Annotated in this window: 26 protein-coding genes; 11 read left to right on the top strand and 15 right to left on the bottom strand. The window is 60.6% G+C overall.

Annotation, left to right across the window (positions count from 1 at the left end; genetic code table 11):
- Positions 1 to 93: 93 nt before the first annotated feature.
- Positions 94 to 1,179, top strand: coding sequence for a galactose-1-phosphate uridylyltransferase (locus tag SCL_RS03740; protein WP_096359981.1), 1,086 nt, complete (start codon positions 94 to 96; stop codon positions 1,177 to 1,179).
- Positions 1,180 to 1,455: 276 nt separating this feature from the next.
- Here SCL_RS03740 and SCL_RS03735 read toward each other — a convergent pair whose 3' ends face one another.
- Entirely contained in the window at positions 1,456 to 1,722 is a 267-nt protein-coding gene (locus SCL_RS03735; protein ID WP_197702699.1) for a hypothetical protein, read from the bottom strand.
- A 69-nt stretch (positions 1,723 to 1,791) separates the two neighbouring features.
- On the opposite strand from SCL_RS03735, the gene SCL_RS03730 reads away from it, so the two are divergent.
- Complete coding sequence (locus tag SCL_RS03730; protein ID WP_096359980.1) at positions 1,792 to 2,298, top strand: BCAM0308 family protein; 507 nt, start codon at positions 1,792 to 1,794, stop codon at positions 2,296 to 2,298.
- Between the two features lie 67 nt (positions 2,299 to 2,365).
- Here the strand turns inward: SCL_RS03730 and SCL_RS03725 are convergent, their stop codons facing one another.
- Positions 2,366 to 2,698 carry a DUF6763 family protein gene (locus tag SCL_RS03725; RefSeq protein ID WP_096359979.1) on the bottom strand — a complete coding sequence of 111 codons (333 nt, stop codon included), beginning with the start codon at positions 2,696 to 2,698 and terminating at the stop codon, positions 2,366 to 2,368.
- Positions 2,699 to 2,854: 156 nt separating this feature from the next.
- Between SCL_RS03725 and SCL_RS03720 the strand changes: the two genes are divergently transcribed.
- The 3 genes from SCL_RS03720 (at position 2,855) to SCL_RS03710 (ending at position 4,827) form a co-directional block, all read left to right on the top strand.
- Positions 2,855 to 3,841 carry a ribose-phosphate diphosphokinase gene (locus SCL_RS03720; RefSeq protein ID WP_096359978.1) on the top strand — a complete coding sequence of 329 codons (987 nt, stop codon included), beginning with the start codon at positions 2,855 to 2,857 and terminating at the stop codon, positions 3,839 to 3,841.
- A 92-nt stretch (positions 3,842 to 3,933) separates the two neighbouring features.
- On the top strand, positions 3,934 to 4,371 hold the full coding sequence (locus SCL_RS03715; protein WP_172425910.1) for a hypothetical protein: 438 nt from the start codon (positions 3,934 to 3,936) through the stop codon (positions 4,369 to 4,371).
- 9 nt (positions 4,372 to 4,380) lie between these two features.
- Positions 4,381 to 4,827 (top strand): DUF2846 domain-containing protein, encoded by a 447-nt coding sequence (locus SCL_RS03710; protein ID WP_096359976.1) that lies wholly within the window; start codon positions 4,381 to 4,383, stop codon positions 4,825 to 4,827.
- 90 nt (positions 4,828 to 4,917) lie between these two features.
- Here SCL_RS03710 and SCL_RS03705 read toward each other — a convergent pair whose 3' ends face one another.
- From SCL_RS03705 to amrB, 5 genes are all read right to left on the bottom strand, one after another.
- Entirely contained in the window at positions 4,918 to 5,946 is a 1,029-nt protein-coding gene (locus tag SCL_RS03705; RefSeq protein ID WP_197702698.1) for a hypothetical protein, read from the bottom strand.
- A complete protein-coding gene (locus tag SCL_RS14460) occupies positions 5,937 to 6,605 on the bottom strand; it encodes a dienelactone hydrolase family protein (RefSeq protein WP_172425909.1) in 669 nt (222 codons plus the stop codon). Before SCL_RS14460 ends, SCL_RS03705 begins: the two co-directional genes overlap by 10 nt.
- On the bottom strand, positions 6,592 to 7,254 hold the full coding sequence (locus SCL_RS14455) for a phosphoribosyltransferase (RefSeq protein ID WP_096359975.1): 663 nt from the start codon (positions 7,252 to 7,254) through the stop codon (positions 6,592 to 6,594). The genes SCL_RS14460 and SCL_RS14455 overlap by 14 nt, the downstream gene beginning before the upstream one ends.
- Positions 7,255 to 7,332: 78 nt before the next feature.
- The gene (amrA, locus tag SCL_RS03690) at positions 7,333 to 7,902 is read right to left on the bottom strand and encodes an AmmeMemoRadiSam system protein A (protein ID WP_197702697.1); all 570 of its coding nucleotides are present in this window, start codon (positions 7,900 to 7,902) and stop codon (positions 7,333 to 7,335) included.
- Positions 7,895 to 8,680 carry an AmmeMemoRadiSam system protein B gene (gene amrB, locus SCL_RS03685; protein ID WP_096359973.1) on the bottom strand — a complete coding sequence of 262 codons (786 nt, stop codon included), beginning with the start codon at positions 8,678 to 8,680 and terminating at the stop codon, positions 7,895 to 7,897. Before amrB ends, amrA begins: the two co-directional genes overlap by 8 nt.
- A 121-nt stretch (positions 8,681 to 8,801) precedes the next feature.
- Between amrB and amrS the strand changes: the two genes are divergently transcribed.
- The 6 genes from amrS to SCL_RS03655 all read left to right on the top strand — a co-directional run bounded on the left by amrS (position 8,802) and on the right by SCL_RS03655 (position 15,716).
- Complete coding sequence (gene amrS, locus SCL_RS03680; protein ID WP_096359972.1) at positions 8,802 to 9,905, top strand: AmmeMemoRadiSam system radical SAM enzyme; 1,104 nt, start codon at positions 8,802 to 8,804, stop codon at positions 9,903 to 9,905.
- 44 nt (positions 9,906 to 9,949) lie between these two features.
- Positions 9,950 to 10,372 carry an archease gene (locus SCL_RS03675; RefSeq protein ID WP_096359971.1) on the top strand — a complete coding sequence of 141 codons (423 nt, stop codon included), beginning with the start codon at positions 9,950 to 9,952 and terminating at the stop codon, positions 10,370 to 10,372.
- Positions 10,373 to 10,489: 117 nt separating this feature from the next.
- The gene (locus SCL_RS03670; protein ID WP_096359970.1) at positions 10,490 to 11,920 is read left to right on the top strand and encodes an RtcB family protein; all 1,431 of its coding nucleotides are present in this window, start codon (positions 10,490 to 10,492) and stop codon (positions 11,918 to 11,920) included.
- 18 nt (positions 11,921 to 11,938) lie between these two features.
- A complete protein-coding gene (locus SCL_RS03665) occupies positions 11,939 to 13,762 on the top strand; it encodes an adenosylcobalamin-dependent ribonucleoside-diphosphate reductase (protein ID WP_096359969.1) in 1,824 nt (607 codons plus the stop codon).
- Positions 13,763 to 13,824: 62 nt separating this feature from the next.
- On the top strand, positions 13,825 to 14,319 hold the full coding sequence (locus tag SCL_RS03660; protein WP_096359968.1) for a peroxiredoxin: 495 nt from the start codon (positions 13,825 to 13,827) through the stop codon (positions 14,317 to 14,319).
- On the top strand, positions 14,316 to 15,716 hold the full coding sequence (locus SCL_RS03655; protein ID WP_096359967.1) for a PhoH family protein: 1,401 nt from the start codon (positions 14,316 to 14,318) through the stop codon (positions 15,714 to 15,716). Before SCL_RS03660 ends, SCL_RS03655 begins: the two co-directional genes overlap by 4 nt.
- A 53-nt stretch (positions 15,717 to 15,769) precedes the next feature.
- On the opposite strand, the gene SCL_RS03650 is transcribed toward SCL_RS03655, so the two are convergent.
- From SCL_RS03650 to SCL_RS03620, 8 genes are all read right to left on the bottom strand, one after another.
- Positions 15,770 to 17,581, bottom strand: a complete 1,812-nt coding sequence (locus SCL_RS03650; protein ID WP_096359966.1) for an Ig-like domain-containing protein — start codon at positions 17,579 to 17,581, stop codon at positions 15,770 to 15,772.
- Between the two features lie 64 nt (positions 17,582 to 17,645).
- On the bottom strand, positions 17,646 to 18,647 hold the full coding sequence (locus tag SCL_RS03645) for a GGDEF domain-containing protein (RefSeq protein ID WP_148664969.1): 1,002 nt from the start codon (positions 18,645 to 18,647) through the stop codon (positions 17,646 to 17,648).
- 583 nt (positions 18,648 to 19,230) lie between these two features.
- A complete protein-coding gene (locus tag SCL_RS13965) occupies positions 19,231 to 19,452 on the bottom strand; it encodes a hypothetical protein (RefSeq protein ID WP_148664968.1) in 222 nt (73 codons plus the stop codon).
- A gap of 96 nt (positions 19,453 to 19,548) precedes the next feature.
- Positions 19,549 to 20,172, bottom strand: coding sequence for a hypothetical protein (locus SCL_RS13960; protein ID WP_172425908.1), 624 nt, complete (start codon positions 20,170 to 20,172; stop codon positions 19,549 to 19,551).
- Between the two features lie 272 nt (positions 20,173 to 20,444).
- The gene (locus tag SCL_RS03635; RefSeq protein ID WP_148664966.1) at positions 20,445 to 21,098 is read right to left on the bottom strand and encodes a hypothetical protein; all 654 of its coding nucleotides are present in this window, start codon (positions 21,096 to 21,098) and stop codon (positions 20,445 to 20,447) included.
- A 213-nt stretch (positions 21,099 to 21,311) separates the two neighbouring features.
- The gene (pmbA, locus tag SCL_RS03630; protein ID WP_096359962.1) at positions 21,312 to 22,673 is read right to left on the bottom strand and encodes a metalloprotease PmbA; all 1,362 of its coding nucleotides are present in this window, start codon (positions 22,671 to 22,673) and stop codon (positions 21,312 to 21,314) included.
- Positions 22,670 to 24,118, bottom strand: a complete 1,449-nt coding sequence (tldD, locus tag SCL_RS03625; protein WP_096359961.1) for a metalloprotease TldD — start codon at positions 24,116 to 24,118, stop codon at positions 22,670 to 22,672. Before tldD ends, pmbA begins: the two co-directional genes overlap by 4 nt.
- Complete coding sequence (locus SCL_RS03620) at positions 24,115 to 24,927, bottom strand: carbon-nitrogen hydrolase family protein (RefSeq protein WP_096359960.1); 813 nt, start codon at positions 24,925 to 24,927, stop codon at positions 24,115 to 24,117. The genes tldD and SCL_RS03620 overlap by 4 nt, the downstream gene beginning before the upstream one ends.
- Between the last annotated feature and the right edge of the window lie 5 nt (positions 24,928 to 24,932).

Raw genomic sequence — 24,932 nt, 5'->3', positions numbered from 1 at the left:
AAGCCGCGGCCTGCGCATCAAACGTGCTGTTTTATGGCCCGATCAGCGCATTGGCGTGGCGCCGCGCGCACGCCTGTTTTAAGCTGCCGGTCCATGACAGAGTCCGCCCCGAAACCCGTCCGCGAAATCCGCATCAACCCGATCGTGCCGAGCGAGTCGGTGCTGGTGGCGACCGCGCGCGGCCTGCGCCCGAAAAAGGCCGAGGCACCCGCGCCGCGTGACACCCGCGCCCACGTCGAGACCTGCCCGTTCTGCACCGGCAACGAGCACATGACGCCGCCCGTCATTGCTTCCTATCCGGCCGAAAATAACTGGGAAATCCGCATCGTCGAGAACCTGTATCCGGTGCTGGGCGACGACATCCGCAATCCCAATCTCACGTTCGGGCTGCAACAGACCATCGACGGCTACGGCCGGCACGAGGTCATGATCGACCACAACCGGCACGGCATCGCCATACACGAGATGAGCGAGCCGCACCTGGCGCTGCTGTTCGGCGCTTACCGCGACCGCATGCAACAGCTTTACCGCTCCAATTCACGCCTGCGCTATGTGCTGGTGTTCAAGAATTTCGGTCCCGCGGCCGGCGCCTCGATCGCGCATACCCACAGCCAGGTGATCGCCACGCCGGTCATCCCGGACAACGTGCAGGCCGAGGTTACCAACAGCCGCGCGTTCTGGCACAAGAATCATCACTGTATTTTCTGCTCCCTGATCGACGAGGCGCTCACCTTCGAGGCCACCATCTACGACCGCGAATCCGGCGATATCCGGCGCAAGATCAATGTCGGCCAGTACGTCGTCGAGCGCGGCGCGAAGTTCATCGCCATCAAGCCTTTCGCCAGCCGCTACGAGTGGGAGGTTCACATCCTGCCGCTCCAGCACCAGAGCGATTTTCTGCGGGTATCGAAGGACGATCTCGACGATCTGGCGCGCGTCATGCGCCGCACCATGGCGCGGCTCGACGCCGTGCTCGGCGGCGCGCAGTACAACTACTTCCTGCATTCGCTGCCGCACGACATTCAATGCGAGGACTGCGAAGCGAGCTACCACTGGCATCTCGAAATCACGCCGCGCACCAGTATCCCCACGGGTTTCGAACTGGGCTCGGGACTGTTCGTGAACACGGTGGCACCGGAAACGGCGGCGGAAAAACTGCGGACGGTAGTATTGGATTAACCAAAAATTTCACAGGATTTACAGGGCGAAGCGAGGTAGTCGCCGATGCCCTTAACGGGCATCGGCGCCGCTGAGCGCCCGCACAGGGATGTGCGGGCCGGGCCTATCGAAGCCCTAGTCGCGACGCCAGGGACGGCATGTCAGCCGTCCCTGGCGAGGCAACGGAGTTTTCGACATACTCGGCCCCGCCATCCGTGGCGGGGCGCTCGCCGGGACGAAGACACGTTAAGTGTCTTCGTCTGTTTCCGGCTCGCCCTGTTAATCCTGTCTATCTCATTATTTTGCGTCTTTGTTTTCCTGTGAATCATCTGGCATCGCGTTTATCACGGCCTCCAGATCGAGCGCGCGGATGGCTGAAATCGCGCATTCCCATCGCCCTTCCTCGCACAGGCCGCTGATGCCGGCGTTTTCATAAGCTTCCTGCGCCGCTTTGCCGCAGGCGTCACGCACGGCCTCGGCCAGGCGTCGCTGTGATTCCCGTTGGTTCATGCCGGTTATCTCCTGCACTCTTTTATCGCGGGTGGCGATGGCTTTGACCTGCATCAAAGCAGGCACCCATGCCCCGGAGCATGGTTACGGTATCATAGCAACGACAACAGAGGGGATGCCGCCATGGGAACCGCCGCCCGGAAAACCAGCAGAACCTCCCGCCCGATACGCCGCGACCGGTACATCAAGGAATATGAACACGATACCTACAAGACCCGGGGCAAGCTGCGCGAGCCCGCGGTCTGCCCGGCGTGCAACGCCGTGTTTCACAAGGGGCGCTGGCAGTGGCTGGCGCGGCCGCGCGGCGCGCGCGAAACCCTCTGCCCCGCCTGCCATCGCCTGCAGGACAAATATCCCGGGGGCTATCTGACGCTGAGCGGGCCGTTCCAGAAACAGCATGGTGACGAGATCCTGCGCCTCGCCCGCAACGTCGAGCGACGCGAGAAAAAGAACCATCCCCTGCGGCGCATCCTGTCGCTGGAGGAGCAGGATGGCGATGTCCTGATTACCACGACCACGATGGGCATGGCGCGCGCCATCGGCGATGCCGTGCATCATGCCTACAAGGGCGAACTCTGCTACCAGTACACGGACGAGGCCGACATCCTGCGCGTGGCGTGGAAGCGCTGACGCGGCGCGCACCGGCGGGCGCGGTCGCCTTCCCTTCGAAATCAATTCTCCGCGACCAGACGTTGCGTCAGTCCTCCCTGCGCTCGTCTTCCTCTTCCCCGGTTCCTTCCGCTCTCTGCACTTTCTCTTCCAGGGCCTCAGACCAGTCTTCTGGCTCCATGCCGGTTTCGGTATAGCCGAGATCATCACGCTCGACGTCATCCACGGGTCCGGTCCAGTCCTCGGGCGGCGCGATGGTTTCGAGATCCATCTCATTCCAGTCATCAAAATCCATTTCCTCCACGTCGCCATCGAAATGCTGGATATCAACCGTGCCATCCTCGTCGTCGATGGCGGTCACATAGAACTGCTGGCCCTTGTCCAGATGCCGGTACCATTGCGATATCCGGGGTTTGAGCATGGTAGTCACGAAACACCTCCCGCTTTGCCGCTGGCCTCCTGAATAACACGATTTAGTTACATTCGGGCATTGGCGACATTGACCCCTGTCAAAGATAAGGACAAAAAACCCGATGTAGAGTGATTCCAACACGGGATTCGAACGAGGGCGCGAGCGATGGATCACGATGCGCCAGTCCTTTTTGCCCTGCAAGCCAGCCGTCCATTCGGTGAAGACGTGGCGCGGCATCTCGGCATCGCTTTGAGCGCGCACGAGGAAAGGGAATTCGAGGATGGTGAACACAAATCCCGCTCACTGGTCAACGTCCGCAATAGAGATGTTTTCGCCATACAGTCGCTGTATGCGGATGCCAGGGAAAGCGTAAACGACAAGCTGCTGCGCTTGCTGTTTTTCATCGGCGCGCTCAAGGACGCCTCCGCGAAATCCGTTACCGCCGTGGTCCCCTACCTGGCCTACGCGCGCAAGGACGCCAAAACCCAGGCACGCGACCCGGTCACGACACGCTACATGGCCCGGCTGTTCGAGGCCGCGGGCGCCGATCGCGTGGTCACGATGGACGTGCACAATCTCGCGGCCTTTCAGAACGCCTTCCGTTGCCGCACCGATCACCTGGAGGCCACGAAACTGTTCGTGGCGCACCTGGCGCCCCTGTTGCGTGACGCGCCCGCCATTACCGTGGTATCGCCGGACATCGGCGGCATAAAACGGGCCGAGCGGTTTCGTCAGGCGCTGTGCCGGAGCACGGGACGGGAATCGAGCCTGGCCTTCATGGAAAAGGCGCGGGCCAAAGGCATGATGCGCGCCGGCCGGCTGGCGGGCGAGGTGGCGGACACCGTGATTATCGTCGACGACCTGATCAGCACCGGCGGCACGCTGTTGCAGGCGGCGATCGCCTGTCGCGAACGTGGCGCGGTCAGAGTCTATGCCGCCGCCACCCACGGGCTTTTCATCGGGGACTCGGGCCAGCTTTTGTCCGGGGCCGAACTCGATAGGATCATCGTCACCGACAGCGTCCCCCCGTTCCGCCTGAGCCGCCAGCTGATCGCCAAAAAACTCGCCATCGTCTCCGCCGCGCCCCTGTTCGCCGAGGCGATCCGGCGCATCCACAGTGGAGATTCGCTGGTCGAATTGCTGGGGACCTGACTTTCCGTTCTTGTGGGCTAGAATACAGTTATTCGCGGCATTGAAGACCGGCAGCGTGAACGTATTTCACCTGCCGGTCCCAGGCAGGATGCATGCGTACCGGTTTTAATCGATCTGACAGGGAAAACATGAAATCGAAATATACGTCGGTAATTGTTGCCGCACCAATCGCCATCATCTGCATGATATCAGCCGGCTGCGCCACAGAAGTATCCCGCACCGCCACCCAGTTCAGTCCTGACGCGGGTGCTGACAACAAATATATCGTGGTAACCAGGGAGGTCACCGTGACTCCATCTGCCGGTTACTCACGCACGCTGAAGGCCGGGTCAACGTGGAAATACGTTGGGCGAATCCCCGAAGGCGCCGTCTACAAGGTACAGGATGATGTTTTCATGCTTGAAGGCAAGCACATGCATGAAGCTTATTGCGTAATTGCCAACAACGAACTGGTGGGTTTCTACCTGGCGGTCGAAAATGCTTTTTCACCGTTATCTTCACGTGTCCCCCTCTCTCTCAATCAAAAATAAGGAGTCACGATGCGCGCTGTTAATATCACGATTGCAGCAATTGTCTTTATCCTTCTGACTGGATGTGCCGCCACCGGGCCGCTTTACTCCGACATATCGGCCTCGATCCCGCCGGTATCGGCCAACAAGGGCAGAATTTACTTCTACCGCAGCGATACCATGTTTGGCGCAGCTATCACGTCTGATATCAGCCTCAACGGCAAAGTGGTCGGTAAATCCGAACGCGCCAGCGTCTTTTATGTGGACCAGGCTCCGGGTAATTGCGTGGTGTCTACCTCGACCGAGGTGGAGAAGCAGCTGACGTTTACGCTGGCGGCGAATGAAACAAGATACGTTCATACCAGCGTCTCCATGGGTGTTCTCGTCGGCCGCATCAATGCGAAACTGGTAAATGCCACTGAGGCAAAATCCGAAATCGCGGGCCTGCACTATATCGGCGCACAGGCACAGAAGTAGACCGGCTCACGCTGAGAGGGGCGCGCCGGTTCCGGCGCGCCCCTCTCTTCTTTTGCCGGGCTTCGCCATGGTTGGCCCGACCCGGAATATTCAGAACTTTTCCTGGTAACTTTCCGCAAGACGCAGATATTCACCGGCGACAGCGCGCCAGCGGGGCCAGCTGCTTCGCTCCAGATCACGCAGATGCCAGATGGCAAGCCGCGCACGCAGGCAGGCCCGCTGTGCCTTGTAAAAACTGACAAGCCGTGGTGCCGGATAATCGCCGGTGAAACGCCGGTAAGCCCCGAATAATTCCGGCTCCACCTGCGGTGCACCCAGGCGCTCGCATTCCATGGCGAGAAACGCCAGCTCATCCGCAGGATCGATGATTCGGAAGGAACGGTTGAATTCCAGGCGGTCGAAAATCACCGGCAGCGATTCCACGCAGATATGCTCCGGGCGCAAATCGCCATGCCCTTCGATAATCCTGCCATCCATGGCGCGATGCTCGAGAAGTTCCGGTGCGTGCATCAGAAATTGTCTCTGCGCCTGATGCACCGCCCCGACCAGTTCCGCGGGCAGGCCGTACGCCGGGTCGGCCAGCGTGTCCTGATTAATCCGGACCTTGTACTCATACTGCCGGCGATATTCCTCGCCGCCGATCCCGATTGGAATGCTTTCGCGATAAAAACGCGCCAGCATTTCCGCCACCGCGTGCATGTCCATGGGCTCGAGCATCCGCTTCCGGATGAGGTCATCCAGCATCCGTTCCGCCGGCAGGCGGCGCATCATCACCAGCCAGTCGATGATCTCGCCCTGCCCGCCGAGGCGCATGCCGCCATCGCTGTCCAGCGCCAGCGGCAAGATATCGAGATAGACGCCGGGCGCGAGGCGCTGGTTCAACCGCAGCTCTTCTGCACAGTTCATTTGGCGCGCCGCCACGGTGCTGAAATCCAGATAGTCGTAGCGCACCGGTTTCTTGAGCTTGAAGGCATGCTGCGGCGTCAGGAAAACCCACGACATGTGGGTTTCGATGGTTTCGATGTGTGCCGGTTTTTCGGGATAGACCTGCGGCTGCCGCAGAAACGCGATCCTGGCTTCCTGATCCGGAACCGTCTCCGCCCTCGACATCAGTTCCATGATGCCGCGCCCTTCCCGTTCAGGTGGCGCCTGAACCAGTCAGCCGCCGCTGCGGCGACCTGTTCGAGCGTTCCGGGTTCCTCGAACAAATGCGTGGCGCCGGGGATGATTTTCAATTCCTTCTCGCCACACAGCTCGCGGTAAGCCGCGCGATTGAGCTCGATCACGGCCGCGTCGTTCCCGCCGACGATCAGCAGTGTCGGCGCCTGCACGCGCGGGAGGTCGTCGAGCGCCAGATCGGGGCGACCGCCGCGCGAAACCACGGCGCCGATTCCCGGCCCCAAGGCGGCGGCCGCCCGCAGCGCCGCCGCCGCGCCGGTACTGGCGCCGAAATAGCCGAGCGCCAGAGCGCGCGTGGCCGGCTGTTGACCGGCCCATTGGGTCGCCAGCAGCAGGCGATGCGTGAGCAGGTCGATGTCGAAGCGATTCTCATAAATCCGGTCTTCCGCTTCGGTCAGCAGGTCGAACAACAGCGTAGCCACGCCGTTCTCGCGCAGTATCCTGGCGACATAGTTATTGCGCGGGCTCAGCCGCCCGCTGCCGCTGCCATGTGCGAACAACACAAGGCCCGTGGCGGCGGCTGGTACGGCGAGCGTGCCCTGATGGACGGCGGCGTCCATCGGAATCGTGACGGCCCGTTCGTGATTACGGAAATCCATGTTGTTTCGCTGTTTCCCTGGAGCTCACCGATCGCAGCAGGGCGATCACTTCTTCGTCGGTCACCTGGAGGAAATGGTCGTAATAGGCGCCGACCGCGCCAAGAAAATAAGGTGAAGGGTCCAGCACCACGAACTCGTCCACTTCGCGTGCCAAGCGTTCCACGGTTTCGGGCGGCGCGACCGGCACCGCGACCACCAGATGCGCCGGCTGGCGCCGCCGCGCGTCGCGAATGGCCACCTCCATGGTCAGACCCGTGGCAATGCCGTCGTCCACGATGATCGCCGTCCTGCCTTCCACCGGCGCCGGCTCGCGACCACCGAGGTAAAGTTCACGACGGCGGCGCGCCTCCTGGCGTTCGGTCTCGACCTCCTGCCGGAACCACTGCGGATCCACGCGCGCGACTTCCTCCCGGTTGCATACCATCTCGCCGTTTTCCACGACGGCGCCGATGGCGTACTCGGGTTGCCGGGGATGACCGATTTTCCGGGGGATGAGGAGATCGAGCGGCATGCCTAATGCGCGCGCCACTTCCACGCCCAGTACCACGCCGCCACGTGGCAGGGCATACACCACGCCGTCATGTTTCTGGAATTTTTTCAGCGCCTGCGCGAGTTGCTTGCCCGCGTCGACGCGGTCCCGGAAGTGCATGGCAAAGCTCCCCGCTCTGCCGTTAATGGAAAAACAGATTATTCCTTTGCGGCGATTCGTCCTTGACGGGGATCAATATCAGGGGATGGATTCGGTGGTGTATCGCTGTACGCGGATGCGGCTCGACCAATAGTCGGGAGACAGGCCGGCCTTGCGCTTGAGCTGGCGCAGGAATTCGCGCGGATCGGGAAGCTGTTCCCACACCGAGGGCAGAAACGTGCCGCGGTTGTAACCTTCTTCGATGATCAGGCCGTCCACCCGCGGGTGCAACTGCGCCAGCAGTTCGTCTTCCGAGGAAAACTGTAACGGCTCGGGCGGGCTCAGCACCGAAATATGTATGTCGAGGCGTTCATACTCCGTCCAAGTGAGCGCAGAAAAGCGCGGGTCCCGAAACGCCGCGCTGAAAGCATTGCTGGCCACATCCTGCACCAGCGTCTGGTGCGCTTCGAGCGTGCCGATGCAGCCGCGCAGGCTGGCGTCGACATGCAGGGTGACGAAGGTGGCGCGCAAAACACGCAGCGGTTGCGGATAATCAGTCGCCCGCACGCTGAGGGTCTCGCCGCGCAGGCCTTTCTTGATGGACTCGCCGGCCAGCTGCAACAACTGCTGCTTGTGTGGCGGCGCGAGCGCGGAGGAAATATTATTCAAAGACGTAAGCGCCATATCCTACAACCCGGTCGTGAGAACCAGCGGTATCGCCGGAATTGCGCAGATCAACAGTTTTGGCCTTGAGGCCGCGGCTCCGCGCCACCTGCAGCAGGCCACTTACCGGGTTGCGCCCGCAGGCGTGATCGTACTGGATGTCCTCCAGCCGCAGCTGCTCGATGGCCTGCGAGGTCGCGCGATCCAGCTTCTGCGCGGTTTTATAGTCGTGGTAGTGGCTCAGGTCCGAACTGATGACGATCAGTGTTTCCGGCCCGCCCCAGAGCGCCTCAAGCACCTCGGCCACTTCATTGGGCCCGGCGTCACCAACAACCAACGGCACCAGGCTGAACTCCCCCAGCGTTTCCTGGAGAAATGGCAGATGCACCTCAAGGCTGTGTTCCTGCATGTGGGCGGCGTCCATCACATGCACCTGTGGGAGACCGGATATTTTTTTGACCGCCTCCTGATCCACCATGACGCGTCCCAGCGGGGTTTGGAAGCAATCCGCGCTCGACAGCGCCAGCCCATGGAAACCAACCCGGTGCGCCGGTCCGAGTAACACCACGCGCGTGATGCACCCGCGCGCCGGCTGGATACGCGCATAGACCGAGGCCGCGATCGGGCCGGAGTAAATATAGCCCGCATGGGGCGCGATAATGGCCTTGGGTACGGCGCCGGTCGCGTGTACCGCGCCGAGATACTCCGCGACCATCGCATGCAATTCACGCGGGTCGTCGGGGTAAAACAGGCCGGCCACGGCTGGATTTCGGACGCTCGTCATGACGATTCCTGCTGAAAGCTGTCTACTACAATGTGCCCGCCGGACACCATTTTCAAGTAAAACCGCGCAGGCGTAGTATGAATATATTGATTCAGCGCTCCCCAAACCGCATTAATCACTCATGGAAACGGAAATTCTCGATTCGGCGTCGGTGGTTGCGACCCGCTACTGGCACAAGCTCGACGACGGGCGGGTGCAATGCGACGTCTGCCCGCGCTACTGCAAGCTGCACGAAGGCCAGCGCGGCCTGTGTTTCGTGCGCGGCAACCATAAGGGACAGATCGTGCTGACCACTTATGGCCGGTCTAGCGGTTATTGCGTCGATCCTATCGAGAAAAAACCGCTGAATCATTTCCTCCCCGGCACGCCGATCCTGTCCTTCGGCACCGCCGGCTGTAATCTCGCCTGCAAGTTCTGCCAGAACTGGGACATCAGCAAATCGCGTGAGCTCGACACGCTGATGGACCAGGCCTCGCCTGAAACCATCGCCAGGGCAGCCAGGGATCTCGACTGTCGCAGCGTGGCCTACACCTACAACGATCCGGTGATTTTTCTGGAATACGCCATCGACGTCGCCAGGGCCTGCCGCAAGCTTGGCATCAAATCCGTCGCGGTCACGGCGGGTTACATGTGCGAAGAGCCGCGGCGCGAGTTCTACCAGTACATGGACGCGGCCAACGTCGACCTCAAAGCCTTCACCGAGGAATTCTACTGGAAGGTGACGGGCGCGCACCTGCAACCCGTGCTCGACACCCTCAAATATCTCAAGCACGAAACCAAAGTGTGGCTCGAGCTCACCACCCTGCTCATTCCCGGCCTCAACGACTCGGAAAAGGAGATCGAGGAAATGACCCAGTGGGTCGTGGAGAATCTCGGGCCCGACGTGCCCATGCATTTCACCGCGTTTCATCCGGACTGGAAAATGCGCGATATCCCGGCCACACCCGTGGCCACGCTCATACGGTCGCGCAAGATTGCCATGAAAAACGGCGTGCGCTACGCCTACACCGGCAACGTACACAATGAAGAAGGCGATTCGACATATTGCCATCATTGCGGAGCAAAGTTGATCGGACGCGACTGGTACAACATGACCGCGTGGAATCTCGATGCCGAGGGCAAGTGCAAGGCCTGCGGTACTGCCTGTGCCGGCGTGTTTGAGGACAGACCCGGTGACTGGGGCGCGCGCCGGCTGCCGGTGCGGCTGGCCAACTTCGCCGCCTAGAATTCGATAGTTTCATTCTCAGATTCACGCGGAATTCCCATACAATGAACCATCAACGCTGGGAGCATTTTCCGCACGAAGCCGACATGGGCATACGCGGCATCGGCAACACCCGGGACCAGGCCTTCGAGCAGGCGGCGCTGGCCATGACCGCGGTCATCACCGACCCGGTACAGGTGGCCGCGGCGGAAATGGTGGAAATCACGCGTGCGGCGCCGGACGACGAATTGCTGCTGGTGGACTGGCTCAATGCCCTGGTTTACGAGATGGCGACGCGCAAGCTGCTTTTCAGCCGCTTCGAGGTCCATGTGAAGGACCATGTGCTCAACGCCCACGCCTTCGGCGAACCGATGAACCCGGCGAAACACCACATGGCGGTCGAGGTCAAGGGGGCGACTTATACTGCATTGCGTGTTGCGCAAGAGAGCAACGGCGAATGGATTGCTCAATGTGTGGTGGATGTGTAAGTACTACCAGTACAAAGTTACAAAGTACAGAGTACAAGGTTAAATGCGGACCGTGCTTGCTTTGAACTCTAAACTCTAAACTCTGAACTTTGTACTCTAAACCCATACCAGAATTCCATGGACATCGCGCTCTTCGCCCGCCACACCGACTACGAATGGGAAATCGCCCCCCACGGCGCCATGCGCGTGCCCGCGGTGATCTACGCCGACGAAGCCCTGATCCGCGCCATGGATCACAAGGTGTACGAACAGGTCTGCAATGTCGCCACCCTGCCTGGTATCGTGAAGGCGTCTTACGCCATGCCCGATGCGCACTGGGGTTACGGCTTTCCCATCGGCGGCGTGGCCGCCTTCGATCCGGATGATGGCGGCGTGGTCTCGGCGGGCGGCGTGGGCTTCGACATCTCCTGCGGTGTGCGTTGCCTGCATACCGGACTGAACACCGAGGATGTCATGGCGGTCCAGAAAATGCTGGCTGACACTTTATATAGAGAGATTCCGGCGGGTCTGGGCAGCACCGGCGCCATCCGCCTGAATCAGTCCGAAATGGACGCGATGCTGGCGGGCGGCGCGGCCTGGGCCGTGAAACAGGGCCACGGCAGCGCGGCCGATCTCGATCACATCGAGGAGCATGGTCAGATGCGCGGCGCGCGCCCCGACTGCGTTTCGGAACACGCCAAGAAACGCCAGCGCGACGAGATGGGCACGCTCGGCAGCGGCAACCATTACCTCGAAGTACAGAAGGTCGTGAGGGTCTTCGACACCAGGGCGGCGGAGGCCTTCGGCATTCGCGAAAACGACGTCGTGGTCAGCATCCATTGCGGGTCGCGCGGCCTCGGGCATCAGATCGGCACCGAGTTCCTGAAGGAAATGGTAACCGCCGCTTCACACTACGGCATTATGCTTCCCGACCGTGAACTTGCCTGTGCGCCGATCAACTCACCGCTGGGCGAAAATTATCTCGGCGCCATGCGCGCGGCCATCAACTGCGCCCTCGCCAACCGCCAGATTCTCACCCATCTCGTGCGCGAGGTCTTCTCGCAGGTCATCCCGAAAGCCCGCCTGCCCCTGCTTTACGATGTCTCGCACAACACCTGCAAGGCGGAGGAACATGTCGTGGACGGCAAGCGGCGCAAGCTTTACGTGCACCGCAAGGGCGCCACGCGCGCCTTTGGCCCGGGTCATCCGGATATTCCCGATATATTGCGCGCCGTCGGCCAACCGGTCTTGATCGGCGGTTCGATGGGCACCGGCTCCTATATTCTCGTCGGCACGAAACAAGGCGAGGCACTGTCGTTCAGCTCCGCCTGCCATGGCGCCGGCCGCGCCATGAGCCGGCACCAGGCGTACAAGACCTGGAAGGGCCGACAGGTGATCGATGAACTGGCGGCGCGCGGGATCCTGATTCGCAGCCCCTCCGGGCGCGGCGTGGCCGAAGAGGCGCCGGGCGCCTACAAGGACGTGTCGGCCGTGGTGGACGCCGCCGACGCCGCCGGTCTGGCACGCAAGGTGGCGCGGCTGGAACCGCTTGTCTGCATAAAGGGTTAACTGAAAATATATCATTCCATGCTCATCGATCCCTTCCTCACCGAAATCTCCCGTCACATCTGGGACAGCAAGTACCGCTTCCGCGACGGCAGCGCAGTACACGACCGGACCGTGGACGACAGCTGGCGGCGCATCGCGCGCTCGCTCGCGAGCGTGGAGAAAAGCGACTGGGCACGCTGGGAGAATCACTTCTATTCCGTGCTCCGGGATTTCAGATTCCTCCCCGGCGGGCGCATCCAGGCCGGGGCCGGCACCGGCCGGCGCGTGACGCTGTTCAACTGCTTCGTCATGGGCACCATCGAGGATTCCATGGACGGCATCTTCGACGGCCTCAAGGAAGGCGCGCTCACCATGCAGCAGGGCGGCGGCGTGGGTTACGACTTTTCCACGCTGCGGCCGCGAGGCGCCACAGCGAAAAGCGTCGGCACCGTCGCCTCCGGTCCGGTGTCGTTCATGCAGATCTGGGATGCCATGTGCGGCACGCTGCTCTCCACCGGCGCGCGGCGCGGAGCCATGATGGCCACCCTGCGCTGCGACCATCCCGACATCGAGGCCTTCATCGACGCCAAGCGCGACAGCCAGGTGTTGCGGCGATTCAATCTCTCGGTGCTGGTGACGGATGCCTTCATGGAGGCGGTGCACCGGGACCAGGACTGGGCGCTGGTGTTTCCCGCGGAGGACGGCATTCCGGCGGGTTCCGACACCGCAAAACGCCAGTGGTCGGGGCGATCCGAGCCGGTGCGCTGCCGCGTTTACCGGCGCCTGCGCGCCCGCGAGCTGTGGGACAAGCTCATGCGCGCCACTTACGAGTACGCCGAGCCCGGTGTGCTGTTTCTCGACCGCATCAACCAGCAGAACAACCTCTGGTATCGCGAGCAGATCAGCGCTACGAACCCCTGCGGTGAAATTCCGCTGCCGCCCTACGGCGCCTGCAACCTCGGCTCCATCAACCTGACGGCCTTCGTGCACGACCCCTTCACCGATGGCGCGCGTTTGGATCTCGACGCGATCCGCAAGACCGCGGCGGTCGCCACACGCATGATGGACAATGTCATCGACGCCTCGCTGTTCCCACTGGATAAGCAGGCAGCACAGGCGCGAGGCACGCGCCACATCGGGCTCGGCCTCACGGGACTGGCGGATACGCTCATCATGCTCGGTCTGCACTATGCCGATGAGGCGGCACGCGAGCTGGCGTCGCAGGCGATGCAGGCCATCTGCCACACCGCCTATCGCACGTCCGTCGGGCTGGCGGAGGAGAAAGGCGCGTTCCCGTTTTTCGAACGGGAAAAATTCCTGCAAGGAAAGTTCATTCAAACCCTGCCGGGTGACATCCAGGACGGTATCGCCCGCTTCGGCTTGCGCAACAGCCACCTGACCGCGATCGCGCCGACCGGCACCATCAGCCTGCTGGCGAACAATGTTTCAAGCGGGCTGGAACCGGTGTACGAATTCAATTACGTGCGCCGCGTGCTGGAGCTCGACGGCAGCTACACCGAGCACAAGCTGACCGATTATGCGCTGCGCCTGTGGCGCGAACGGCACGGCGACGATGCATTGCCGGCGGCGTTCGTGGATACCCATGCACTGGCGCCCGCGGCGCATCTCGCCATGCAGGCGGCGCTGCAACCGCACGTGGACAACTCCATCTCCAAGACCATCAACGTCCCGCGCGATTACCGCTTCGAGGACTTCAAGGAGATCTACGAGCGCGCCTACGACATGGGGCTCAAGGGCTGCACCACCTTCCGCCCCAATCCCGTCACCGGCGAGATACTGCGCGGAGAAACCGGGCAAGAGACAGGCCCGCACTGCTGTACCGTCGAGCGCGAAGCAGACTAATCCCCGTCCCTGTTCTCCGGGGTCGCGCGCCTATACAATTCACCCACAGGAGCTGGACACACATGAAAAAGGCTGTACCAGGGAAACCCGTTCCCGACGCGGAATTGCAGACCACCGGCGGCAAGACCCTCCGCCTGCATGATCTCAAGGGCCAATACACCGTGCTGTATTTCTACCCCAAGGACGACACCCCCGGGTGCACCCTGGAGGGGCAGGATTTCCGCGACCAGCACGCCCGGTTCAGGAAACTCAAAGCCGCGATCTACGGCGTGTCGCGCGACAGCCTCGCCTCGCACGAAAAATTCAAGGCCAAGTTCAAGTTCCCCTTCGAGCTGATTTCCGACCCGGACGAAAAGCTCTGCCGCCTGTTCGACGTCATCCGCGAAAAAAGCCTGTACGGCAAAAAATACATGGGCGTGGACCGCAGCACCTTCATCCTCGACCAGGACGGCGTCCTGCGCAAGGAATTCCGCGGCGTCAAGGTGAAGGGGCATGTCGACGAAGTTCTCGAGGAAATCCGCCAATTGCAAACCCCGTCATCCAAAAAAGCTAAATGACCTCCAAGAAAAAGATTTTCGTTGTCGATACCAACGTCCTGATTCACGATCCGTCCTCGATCCTGCGTTTCCAGGAACACGATGTGGTGATCCCCATCGTGGTGCTGGAAGAGCTCGACAACATCAAGGTCGGCATGTCGGAAATCGCGCGCAACGTGCGCCAGGTCAGCCGCCTGCTGGACGAACTGGTGGAAAAGGCCAATGGCGACATCAGCCACGGCGTCAAACTGCCTTCGGCTTCCAAGGACTTCGAGACCGGACACCTCTTCTTTCACATGGAAGAGGCGCGCAGCACGCTGCCGTTCGGCCTCTCCGGCCGCAGCTCGGACAACGCCCTGCTCGGCATTACCATGGATCTGGGGAAGAGCCACCCCAACCGGCAGGCGATCCTCGTCACCAAGGACATCAATTTACGCATCAAAGCCCGTGCGCTCGGCATCCTTGCCGAGGATTACACCAACGACCAGGTGCTGGATGACACGAACCTGCTGTTTTCCGGCGCGGAAAAGCTGGCCGCTGATTTCTGGGAAACGCACAGCAAGAACATGGAATCGTGGAAAGAGGAAGGCCGCACCTTCTACCGCCTGCGCGGACCCAAGGCACGCGCCTGGCTCCCTAACCAGTTCCTGTATATCAATGGCGAGAAAGCGGATAAGGGCTTCGAGGCCGTGGTGCGGCGCCTCGAAAACGATTCCGCCATCATCGAGGTGGTCAAGGACTACGCCGCGGAGCGCAACAAGGTCTGGGGAATTTCGGCACGCAACCGCGAGCAGAATTTCGCCTTCAACCTGCTGATGGACCCGGAGGTCGATTTCGTCACCCTGCTCGGCCAAGCCGGCACCGGCAAAACCCTGCTGACGCTGGCCGCGGCCCTGATGCAGACGCTGGAATCCAAACGCTACACCGAAATCATCATGACGCGCATGACCGTGCCGGTCGGCGAGGACATCGGCTTCCTGCCGGGCACCGAAGAGGAAAAGATGGGCCCGTGGATGGGTGCGCTCGAGGACAATCTGGACGTGCTGCAGGAAACCGCCACGCAGGAACACGGCGCCTGGGCGCGCGCCGCCACCCACGACCTGCTACGCAACCGCATCCGCATCAAGTCGCTCAACTTCATGCGCGGGCGCACCTTCCTGAAGAAATTCCTGATCATCGACGAGGCGCAGAACCTGTCGCCGCACCAGATCAAGACCCTCGTCACCCGCGCCGGCCCCGGCAGCAAGATCGTCTGCCTCGGCAACATCGCTCAGATCGACACGCCCTACCTGACCGAAACCACCTCCGGCCTGACCTACGTCGTGGACCGCTTCAAGCAGTGGGAGCACAGCGGGCACATCACGCTGCAACGCGGTGAGCGCTCGCGGCTGGCGGATTATGCGTCGGAGATACTATGAGGAGAGCGTAAGTACAGTTAACTAACTGGCTGCGGAAATGCAACGCATCACCTCTACTGCCCGATCGTGAATGAATCCGTGAACCGCCCGGCCTCTGCCGGCAGGAACTCTCCGCTGAGCCGGTTCCCCTGAATGGTGATGTTGAGGAACCCGAAACCCGCACCCGCGCTGCCAGCCCCCATCCATTTTGCGAAGTACGGAGCCTCCGCGTCGGATTCGCTCACGGCATAAATATCGTCACCGCCCAGCCCCGAAATCACGAAGACAGTACCGGCTCCTTTCGGGTAGGCTGCATCCGCACCATCGTCGGCCACGCAGGCAGAATTGTAGACAGCCTGAGCGCCGCCGGTCGCACTGTAATCCCCCCGCAAGACTGTACAACCGGGCGCGTGCGCAAGCTGCTTGCTGCGCTGATAGGTATGGTCGTGCCCTTGCAGCACGAGGTCCACCTTCTTGGCTATAAGCAGGTTCAGAAGGTCGTCCGCCCCGCTCCCGCCGGGATCGAGTTCGTGACAACCCTTGACGCCCATGGTGAGGCAGTTCATATGCATGCCCACGATCACCCAGGGGATGCCAGCGGTACGCGCGGCGTCTATGGTCTGCGCGAGCCACTGGTATTCCGTGCTGGACGCGCGGTACCGATAGGTCTTGCCGAATACCGGAAGGCCGGGTGCGATCATAATGATGCGAATCTGTCCGGCATAATCGAACCAATACTGCGCGCCATAGACTCCGGTAGCGCCGACGGGATCGGGGAAACAGTCGGGTGGTTTGATAAAGTTGCCGATATAGCCGTTCGCGCTACGGTCGTCCTCGTGGTTGCCGGTAAGTAGCACGAAGGGAACGCTGCCGCCCATGCCGGTACGCATATAAGTGCACCACGCGGACTCCTGGCCGTTCAACCCATAGCTGAGATCGCCGATGCCCAGATGAAAGGCGATGTTGTCCGTCTGAAAAAGGGTGCTCATCCGGGCCAATACCTTGTCGGTATTGGCAGTACGGCCATAGTCCCCCGTAGCAACAAAGTGCACCGGATCAAGGGTGTTTTTGACAGTGACCGTGATGGCGGCGGACTCGGCGACATTGCCGGCGGCATCACGCGCCCGCACTTTGAGGGAGTGCGTACCTTCGGCCACCGCGGTGGTGTCCCAAGTCCGAGCATAGGGTGCAACCGTGTCCTCGCTCCCAAGCACCACGCCATCCAGAAAAAAACTCACTCCCACCACACCTACGTTATCAGTCGCGCTGGCATCAAGTGTGATACTTCCCTTCACCACTACGTCAGCGGCGGGCGCGGTCAGCGAGACAACAGGTGCCGTGGTATCGGGCAGCGCGGACGTGGTCGCGGCAATCTCGGCGGATCGCGCGGAAACGTTGCCCGCCGCATCGAAGGCCGCGACCGCATAGCGGTAAGTGGTGCCGGACACAAGGTTCGTATCCTGATATGGCGCGGTTGTCGGCGCAGCAATCTCAACGCCGTTACGGTAAAGCCGATAGCCCATGACCCCGACATCGTCGGTGGCTGGCTGCCAAGTGACATTGAAGGCGATCGAGGAAACGATGAGGACCGTGAGGCCCGTGGGAACCGAGGGTGGCCTAGTATCAGGTGTCGGCGCACTTGCAGCAGAATCGCTACTGCTACCGCCATCGCTACCGCCTCCGCCCTGGCAGGCGGCGAGACTCAGAGCGAGCATCAATGCGCCCAGCGAGCATAAAATCCGGTGAAGCAAACAGTGATTTTTACTGTTCGCGACGTGCTCAACATTTGTTGAGTAACCTTGGTGCTGAATCGCCGGGAGGTTCATTTCACTTTTCTGCTGATAACAAATTGGGTTTCGCTTCAGGGCTGCTTGAATTTGATGCATCTGCCCTGATTATCGGCTTTTTTCCCTTCCAGATTAGGAACCGTGGTCTGACCCGGTTTTTCCGTTACTGCATACCGACCCGGTTGCCGCCACTGGTTTTGGCCATTTGCAATGCCGCTTCGGCGGCAGCGAGGAAAGCTGGTGCATCGACGGAGGGTTGCAGCTCGGTGGCGCCGACCGACACCGTCAGGGAAAGCGAGGCGCTTTCGCCAGGAATAATCACTCCCGCCCGATTTACCGCGTGCCGTACCCGTTCACCTACGACGCATGCGTTTGCCACGTTGGTGTCGGGCAACACCACGGCGAACTGCGCGGCGCCGTAACACACAACCAGATCGGTTGGCCGGAAGTTGTTGACTAACAGCTGGGCCACGGCATGGCACACTTTATCTCCCGCGGCTGGCCCGGAACGAGCGACGTAATCGGCGAAACCATCGATTTCAACGAGCAGCAATCCCAGCGGCGCATGGCTGGCGGTACTGCGAGCAATCTGGCGGGGCAGCGTCGACTCCAGCCAGTGCCGGTTGTACAGTCCGGTGCGCTCATCATGTGATGTGTGGTGCCCATGGGAGGTCTTCAGCTCTTCGTTTCCGGCGATAAGCCCCCTGACTCGCGTGCGTTCCGCGAGAAGCGACAGCCAATTGCGCGCGATTTCGTGCGACGCGCGGATCAACCCCCAGGCAACATGGCGGTCGATAATCAGCAAGCGCGTCGGCTCGGTGGCCGAAATCGTAGACGCGATAACCGCATCCTTCAGCAAGGATAATTCGCCAATGCTGTCCCCGGCTCGAACAAACATGTCGGGAATCGTCGAGGACGAACCCTCCATCCGCAACCGCCCGCTCAGTACCATATATAACGCCTGACAGGGCTCACCGGCGCGGAGCAGCACTTCGCCGCTCGCCAACGACCGCACCGGGCAATCATGCAGTAGCGGTGCTATCGTTTCCTGATGTGCATCCTTTAACAAGGCGATCTGCGCGAGTTCCTTCCGTGACCATCGTGCAGAGGCAGACACCCGCGCTTCCCGGCGCATGTCCTCAAACGTTTTCTTGGATTGATCCATAAAATGCAAATGAGAGGAAGACCACGGTTTCCAATAGCAGCAATAATTTACTTATAGATCAGAAACCGTGGTCTGTCCCCTATTATTGCTTAAGGATTAATTACACAATCAAATTCTTTGCCTTCAAAGCGAGTACCAACGATTATGCTGGTTGATGGATTAACTTCAAACATAAATTTGCATGAACGTCCCCGCATATACAGATATGTATATTCTACATTTCCATTTTTTAGCGTTCTGACTTCGATGGGATCTCGACGATATCTCCAAGAACCTGGGTAGGCATCGTCTATATTGGTTCCTACTGCTTTCTGCAATTGGTTCTTAAAATTCTGATGCGGCGAAACCGTCGCGCACGACAATGACGATGTTACTAAAAGAACTGACAGAAGAGCTACTTTTAAGACTCTAACGAACATGTCTGAATCCGGCACACAATCACTTAGATCGATCCACCGCCAACTGAACAGACAGAGGTACATCGAGCAACGCCCCATAAGTTACGATGGCGGAATACGGCATGCGGTACGCCGGGCAGGGTGAAGCGGGGTTTGCGGGGCATGGTTCGCTGGTCTGGGCGTTATTATCGTGGTGCCACTTTAGCTGATTCGAATATAAGAGGAAATTCCTCTCTGACCCGGTTTTTCTTCTTGAGGCGGCAATGGTATTTCTCGGTGCAGGTTTGCAGGTCTTCCAGGTAACGACGATAGTCCTCCTCGGCCAGGAAACAAGGCTCGCGGTTGTTGCCGCGCTGGATGACGTGCTGAGGTATACCCGGCAGAGTGAAACGGGGTTTGCGGGGCATGGTTCGTTGGCCTGGGCGTTATTATCGTGGCGCCATTTTAGCGAATTAGAATATAAGAGGAAATTCCTCTCTGACCCGGTTTTTGCGGTTCTATTATTATTTCTTATCGCGCAGTTCGGGCACGCGCAGCACCAGGTCGGCCAGGGCTTTGTCGAGGGCGATAAGGAGGGTGCGGTAGATCAGGCGGGTGTATTCAGGTGGATGTTTCTCGGATCCAATGCCAATGTAATCCTTGATCCATTCTCCGCGTTGAGCGCCAGAAGAGAACAAACTATCAACGTAAATGTAACTTGAATCGTGCGCTCGTACAGCAATTTCTGTGCTTATCACTGCCCGCCATTGAGTAACGTCGGTAAGTCTATCGAACGCCACATCGTGTATCCGTAATTCTAAGGTAACCACTGGATCGGCCTCGTTCGAGCGCTGGAACCATCGGGCAACTTCTGCATCAGCCACCTCTTTAACCATTGTCCGCGCTGCGTACTGCACGTGAAGGAATCTCGGTGCGCCCGCTCCTTGAGGTTCGCGGGCGATCCCGATATCTGGTGCATCAATCTTAATCGCAATGTTTAAATTTCTCCGTGCTACGGAGGGAAGGCGTGCGACCTCATTCTCAAGCAGCGCTTTATCCGATGACACCTTGACGATTGGAGCAGCGCACGCCGCAAGCGACAACAGTGACAGAACGACCAAGGCCAATATAAAGCGTGACACCGTCATTAATCGCCACATCCAAGGTACTTGGCACATGGGTGTGTACTGCCGTCCACGACTGCATCGGGATTGAAGATCACCCGGCAGGGTGAAGCGAGGTTTGCGGGGCATGGTTCGCTGGTCTGGGCGTTATTATCGTGGCGCCACTTTAGCTGATTAGAATATAAGAGGAAATTCCTCTCTGACCCGGTTTTTCGTTGTGTGACTCGGTTATTGTGCCGTCCTTTTCCGTGAGGTGCGCTCTTCTACTCAAAAACAGGCACTGCCAGACCTCTAAACTAGGGTGTCACATCAATGTAGGCATCAGGCACAAAGGAGATGCCCGGCACAGGCACCTTCTGTCCGTCAACACTCAGGCCGTTTATCGTAATGGTGAAAGTTGAGCGCGGGTCCAACGGCGGGATACCAAATTTAACTGCGAAACAATAGAGCCCTCCCTTTCCCAACGGCACCGGATCGGCTGGCTTGTGCTCGTACTTCTTTAAAACAGTGGGGCGCCCCTGATGGAAGGCCAAATCCGCGTCTGGTTCTGGTATTCCGCATAGAAATGATGAACGCCCCGATATAGCCCGATCATAAAACGACATCCTAGGATGCACTGGCGTTGGCACGAGGGCATAAACGCTTACCGGATGATGCTTGCTACCGTTGTCGTCTTCAAGAACCACTGCCATCGCGTTGAAGATGGCTTCATGGTTTCCGGTTGAGAACAGAAACTCAACTATAAAGGGGTCACGAGTACCCAGCGCACTGTTCTCATAGTAGAAAGGTGGAAACCTGTATTCTTCCTGGTTTATTTTGTGGACAGAATTAAAGACAAGGAGGATGTGTCTTGTCTGCTGCGAAATCCTGATGGCGTTGGATGGTTGAACCAAAACATCAACACCACCGGCCGCTATTCTCCCGGTTGGTGACCTTTTTCTTCCAACCATTTTCTCAACCGCACTTAGATGGGTGCGATCCTTCTCTGTTCTTTCGGTGCTGACAAGATATGTATAACTTGAGACGCCGCAACCACAGATGCACAGACACATACTTGTACCAACAATAGCCAGCAACACTGTTCTACAGTTCGACATAACAGACAACAGGGGACAGACCACGGCTATCCATCCGACAAACTCCTCCGGTAAAAAATATCTAGCTCAACTCCCCGCCACCGTCATATTTTCAATCAATATCGAACCGCTGCGAATATTGCCACGGGTGTCGACGTCGCTGCCGACGGCCTTGATGCGACGGAAAATGTCCTTGAGATTGCCGGCGATGGTGATTTCCTCCACCGGGTACTGAATCTCGCCGTTTTCGACCCAGAAGCCGGCAGCGCCACGGGAATAGTCGCCGGTAACCATGTTGACCCCGAAGCCGATGAGTTCCGTCACCAGCAGGCCGGTGTTCATTTGCCGTAGCAATCCTTCCAGGTTTTCCTTGCCGGGATCGATGGTGAGATTGTGCACCCCGCCGGCGTTGCCGGTGGTCTGCATCTTGAGCTTGCGCGCCGAATAGGAGTCGAGCACGTAGCCTTGCAGAATCCCGTCGCGTATCAGGTCGCGCGGTTTCGTGGCCACGCCCTCGCTGTCGAACCCGGCGCTGCCCTGCGCGCCTTTCAGATGCGGCTGCTCGTGGATGCGCACGAAATCGGCGAATATCGGCTTGCCGATGCTGTCCAGCAGGAACGAAGCCTGGCGGTAGAGGCTGGTGCCGCGCACGGCGCTGACGAAATGCGACAGCAGGCTGGCGGCGATCGGCGCTTCATACAATACCGGGCACTCGCGCGTGGACAGCTTGCGGCTGCCGAGCCGGCGCAGGCTGCGGCGCGCGGCATGCTGTCCGACCGTTTCCGGGGATTCCAGGTTTTTCGCGTCGCGCGCCACGCTGTACCAGTAATCGCGCTGCATGCCGGCTTCGTCCTGGGCGATTACGCTCACCGACAGGCTGTGGCGCGTGCTCGCCACGGTGCCGAGGAAGCCATTGCTGTTGCCATAGACTTCCAGGCCTTCATGCGTGGACAGGCTGCCGCCTTCGGAATTGGTGATGCGCTTGTCCGTCCCGCGCGCGGTGGCTTCGGCGGCGCGCGCCAGCTCGATGGCCCGTTCCGTGCCCGGATTCCAGGGATGATGCAGATCGAGGTCGGGAATGTCTTTCGCCAGTCGCGCGGGATCGGCCAGTCCGGCGCAATCGTCTTCGGCGGTGAATTTGGCGATGGTGCAGGCGGCGCGCACGGTTTCGCGCAGCGCCTGTTCACTGAAGTCCGTGGTGCTGGCCGAGCCGGTGCGCTGCCCGAAATAAACCGTCACGCCCATGCCCTTGTCGCGCGTGTGTTCGACGGTCTCGACCTCGCCGAGACGCACAGTCAGCGACAGGCCCTGGCTGATGTTCACCCCGGCCTCGGCCGCGCTCGCGCCGGATTTTTTCGCTTCCGCGAGCACCTGCGCGACGACATTGGCGAGGCGCTCGCGCGTCTGCTGGTCCGCCACCGCAGGACTGGGAACGATCGCCGTGCTCATGCCTGCGTCCCTCCGACCGTGAGGCCGTCGATTCGCAGCGTCGGCTGGCCCACGCCCACCGGCACGCTCTGGCCTTCCTTGCCGCAGGTGCCGACGCCCGGGTCGAGCTGCAGGTCACTGCCGACCATGGACACGCGCGTGAGCACGTCGGGTCCGTTGCCGATCAGGGTCGCGCCCTTGACCGGACGCGTGATCTTGCCGTTCTCAATCAGATAAGCCTCGGAGGCGGAGAACACGAACTTGCCTGAGGTGATGTCCACCTGCCCGCCGCCGAAATTGACGGCGTAAAGTCCTTTGTCGACGGAAGCGATAATTTCCTTCGGATCAAATTTGCCGGGGAGCATGTAAGTATTGGTCATGCGCGGCATCGGCAGGTGCGCGTAGGATTCGCGCCGGCCGTTGCCGGTGGGCGCAACCTTCATGAGGCGTGCGTTGAGCGTGTCCTGCATGTAACCCTTGAGGATGCCGTTCTCGATGAGCACGGTCTTCTGCGTGGTCGTGCCCTCGTCGTCCACGTTGAGCGAACCGCGCCGGTCGGGGATGGTGCCGTCGTCCACCACGGTGCATTGCTCGGAGGCCACGCGTTCGCCCACGCGTCCGGCGAACGCAGAAGTGCCCTTGCGGTTGAAATCGCCTTCCAGTCCGTGGCCGATGGCCTCGTGCAGCAGGATGCCGGGCCAGCCGGGGCCGAGCACCACCGCCATGGTGCCGGCCGGCGCTTCCACCGCCCCCAGGTTCACCAGCGCCTGGCGCACGGCTTCGCGCGCATAGGACAGCGCCCGGTCTTCCTGGTTGAAATAGTCGTAAGCGAAACGCCCGCCGCCACCGTGACTGCCGGATTCGCGCCGGCCGTTCTGCTCCACGATCACGGTGACGTTGAGCCGCACCAGCGGGCGCACGTCACCGGCGATCACGCCGTCGGAACGCACCACCAGCACCACTTCATGCGTCGAGGCCAGGCTCGCCATGACCTGCTTCACGCGCGGGTCCTGCGCCCGCGCCGCTTGTTCGACGCGCTCGAGCAATTTTACCTTGGCGTCATCCGGCAGGCTCGCGAGCGGATCGTCCGGGCGGTAAAGCTGCCGCCCCGCTTCGCCGCGGAAAGCCGCGGGCACGCGCCCCTGTGCGCCCTGCTGCACGATGGCGCGCGCCGCGCCGGCGGCCTCCAGCAGCGCCGGCAGCATGATCTCATCGGAATAGGCGAAACCGGTTTTCTCCCCGGCGACCGCGCGCACGCCCACGCCCTGCTCGATGCTGTGGCTGCCGGATTTGACCTTGCCTTCCTCCAGCGACCAGGATTCGTGGCGGCTGTACTGGAAATACAGATCACCGTAATCCACGCTGCCCGACATCAGCTGGCCCATGAGGCGCGAAAGCTCGGTCTCGCCCAGGCCGGCGGGTTCCAGCAGCGACCGGCGAGCCAGTGTCAGCATGCCTTCGCTCATGAACTCAGTCTCCGGTGCCGGATGCTCGGCAGATTCCTGCGCACTTCCTGCAAACGCGCAAGATCGCACTCGGCCATGGCATGGCCCGCGCCGTGCGGAAGCCGCGCCAGGATTTCTCCCCAGGGATTGACGATCATGCTGTCGCCATGGGTTTCGCGGCCATTGACGTGGCGGCCGTCCTGCGCCGCGGCGATGACGTAAACCAGGTTTTCGATGGCGCGCGCCCGTACCAGAACTTCCCAGTGGGCCTTGCCGGTGTGCGCGGTGAAAGCCGCGGGCACGGCGAAAATTTCCGCGCCCTGCTCCTGCAGGCGCCGGAAAAGCTCGGGGAAACGCAGATCGTAACAGATGGCGAGCCCGAGCTTGCCGTACGGCGTCTCGACCACGACGACTTCATTGCCGGGCTCGAATCGGCTCGATTCACGGTAGGTCTCGCCATTATCCAGTTGCACATCGAACAAATGAATCTTGTCGTAACGCGCCACGCGCTCGCCGCGGTCGTTGAATACCAGGCAGGCGGCGCGCACTTTTCCGGGATCGTTCGCGGCCAGAGGGATCGTTCCCCCCGCTATCCAGAGCCGGTGTTGTTTCGCCTGCGCCGCCAGAAACTCCTGAATGGGGCCGCTGCCGTCCTTTTCAACCGCCGTCAGGCGGTCGGCGTCGTCGAGCGGCATGAGCGCGAAATTCTCCGGAAGCACCACGAGCCGCGCGCCGGCCGCGGCGGCGGCGGCGATGCGGCGCCCGGCTTCCTCGAGATTGTCCGGCACCCGCGGTCCGGACGTCATTTGTATCGCTGCCAGCTGCGTCATGGCGT

This window comes from Sulfuricaulis limicola, from assembly GCF_002355735.1.
Lineage (GTDB): Bacteria > Pseudomonadota > Gammaproteobacteria > Acidiferrobacterales > Sulfurifustaceae > Sulfuricaulis > Sulfuricaulis limicola.
The sequence above is the reverse complement of the archived record's forward strand: the minus strand, read 5'-3'. Positions and strand labels throughout refer to the sequence as shown.